Raw genomic sequence first — 2,467 nt, forward strand, 5'->3', positions numbered from 1 at the left:
CCCGGGGGAGGGAACCCCTTTTTGCAAAAAGGGGTTCCCTCCCCCGGTTCCTCCACACACCGCATGAGAAAGCTACGCGTCATCGTCAACGCCGTGCCGTTGGCCACGGTGAATACGGGCATTGGCCGCTATTTGCGCTGTTTGTACGGGGCGTTGGAGCGGGGCTATGGCGACCGGCTGGAGATCGGCTATTTTGACGGCAAGCGGGTGGGGCGGGAGCCGCCGAAGCCGCCGGAGAATCTGGCCGCCCGGTCGCGGTTGACCGATCTGCTTTGGAAACTGCCGCCGTCGGTGGCGCTCGGGGTGCGCCTGGCCCGGCATTATCAGCGGGAATGGGCGTTTTGGCGAGCGGCCCGGGGCTATGACGTCTACCATGAGGCGGCTTTTTTTCCGTTTCGGGTCCCGAGGGGCGTCAGGACGGTGTTCACCGTGCATGATCTGTCCCTGCTGACCTTTCCCGAGCATCATCCGGCCGAGCGGGTGCGCTATTTCCGGATGTTTTTCTTCCGCCGGCTGGCCTGGGTTTCGCGGTTTCTGGCCGTGTCGGGCTTCACCCGGGACGAGATGGTCCGAGTGCTCGGGATCGACCGGGACCGCGTCCGGGTGACCTGGAACGCCCACGAGCCCGAGGTGTTCCACCCTATGGAGGCGCCCTTGCCCTCGGCGGTGCCGGAGCGGTACTTTTTGTTCGTGGGCACCTATGACCCGCGCAAGAACATGCATGTGATTCCCAAGGCCCTGGCCCGCTCGGGGCTGGACGTGCCCCTGGTCACGGCCGGCTGGACGGGCTGGTCCCGCGAACGCATGGAGGGGGTCCCGCCCATCGAGCTCGGCTACACTGACGACGCGACACTGGCCGCGCTGTACACCAAGGCTCTGGCCCTGGTGTATCCCAGCATCTACGAGGGCTTCGGCCTGCCGGTGCTGGAGGCCATGGCCTGCGGCTGCCCGGTGGTGACCTCGAGGCTTTCGAGCCTGCCCGAGGTGGCGGGGGAGGCCGGGATCTATCTCGACGTTCCGTCCGACGCCGAGGGCATGGCCCGGGTGCTGTCCCGGGTGGCCGGCGACGCGGTCCTGCGGCGGGAAAAGGGGGCGCTGGGCCTGGAGCGGTCCCGGGAGTTCTCCTGGGACGAGACGGCTCGGCGCACCTTCGAGGAATTCGAAAAGAGCCTGCGCTAGGCGGGCCTGGAAGCTTATTTGGAGGAAAAATGAAAGATACGTTGGGGTTGTATTACTATCCCAATCCGGCGGAAAAGCGGGTGCGCATGTATGTGCGTCACCGGTACGGCCAGGTGGAGTTTCGGCTGTGGAACAGCGAGCATCCCGAAATCTGGGAGGGGCACGACTGGATTCCCTATGAGGCCATTGCCCAGGCGGCGGCGGAATACAAGAAGCACAAAGCCGGGGTCGATCCCCTGGAGATGTACGATTTGAACGTGGCCGAGCGGCTCATTGCCGACGAGGGCGGGGCGTGAAGCCGGCCTACCGCGTCTACGGGGAAGCGCGGGGGCTGTCCCCGGACGCCTGGGCGGCGCTGGCCCCGGGGTGCCCGCTGGAGTCGGCCGCGTACCGGGACGGGCGGCTGGAATTCGAGCACGAAGGCGGCTGGGTGGATGCCGAGGGCTTCCTGGAAGAACTGGCCCGGTCCTTGTCCCCGGATGGGGACGGGCATGCCGACGTCATCGACAACGACGCCTGGACCATCACCCGCGTCACGTTGCGCCCTGGCGAAGCGCTGTCGCAAACATTCGGCATTGATGATGTTTTGGAAAATACCAAGGGCGAGGGAAATTTGTAGTTGACGGCCCGTGCCCGCCCGCGTAGAAGCCTTCCTCCGCCCCGGGTGCCCGGGGCGCTTTTTTTCGGGAAGCGAGCTTCCCGGGGAAATTTGAAAAAAGGTGTTGACGGTTCCCGGAAGGGGACGTAGAAGCACCCTCCCACGTCACGGAAAGCCGGGACGCGGGCCGGGAAGCAAACGGTTTCCCGGGAGTTGAAAAAAAGGTGTTGACGGTTCCGGCAACGGGACGTAGAAGCACCCTCCCACGTCACGGGAAACCGGGACACGGGCCGGGGAACGAACGGTTTTCCAGGAAGTTGAAAAAAGGTGTTGACGGCCCCGGCGACGGGGCGTAGAAGCACTCCTCCGCGTGCCGGGAAACCGGAACGCGGCCCGGAAGACAAACGGTTTTCCGGGTGACTTGAAAAAAAGTGTTGACGGGCCGGGAGCGAGCGGGTAAACAATCCAACTCTGCTTCGGGAAGCCGGGCACGGTTCGAAAGCGCAAGCGATCGGACGAAAGTTGAAAAAAAGTGTTGACGGGCCGCGCTGGGATGCGTAAAAGCACTCCTCCGCGACGGGAAACCGGACACGGCCGGGCCGCAAACGGCGGCACGGAAAGTTGAAAAAAGATGTTGACACGGTGAGCGGCCGGGAGTAACTACCCGGGGCTCACGACGGTTCGCCGAAA

3 protein-coding genes are annotated in these 2,467 nt (G+C 64.5%); all 3 read left to right on the top strand.

What is annotated here, in order from left to right; genetic code table 11:
• The first annotated feature begins 63 nt into the window (after positions 1-63).
• The 3 genes from DESFRDRAFT_RS20495 to DESFRDRAFT_RS20505 are packed head-to-tail and all read left to right on the top strand — an operon-like array spanning position 64 to position 1,798.
• Positions 64-1,179 carry a glycosyltransferase family 4 protein gene (locus DESFRDRAFT_RS20495; RefSeq protein ID WP_043795430.1) on the top strand — a complete coding sequence of 372 codons (1,116 nt, stop codon included), beginning with the start codon at positions 64-66 and terminating at the stop codon, positions 1,177-1,179.
• Between the two features lie 29 nt (positions 1,180-1,208).
• Positions 1,209-1,475: a hypothetical protein gene (locus DESFRDRAFT_RS20500; RefSeq protein ID WP_005997260.1), complete on the top strand. Its 267-nt coding sequence runs from the start codon at positions 1,209-1,211 to the stop codon at positions 1,473-1,475.
• Entirely contained in the window at positions 1,472-1,798 is a 327-nt protein-coding gene (locus DESFRDRAFT_RS20505; protein ID WP_005997261.1) for a hypothetical protein, read from the top strand. Before DESFRDRAFT_RS20500 ends, DESFRDRAFT_RS20505 begins: the two co-directional genes overlap by 4 nt.
• Positions 1,799-2,467 lie beyond the last annotated feature (669 nt).

The organism is Solidesulfovibrio fructosivorans JJ], from assembly GCF_000179555.1.
Lineage (GTDB): Bacteria > Desulfobacterota > Desulfovibrionia > Desulfovibrionales > Desulfovibrionaceae > Solidesulfovibrio > Solidesulfovibrio fructosivorans.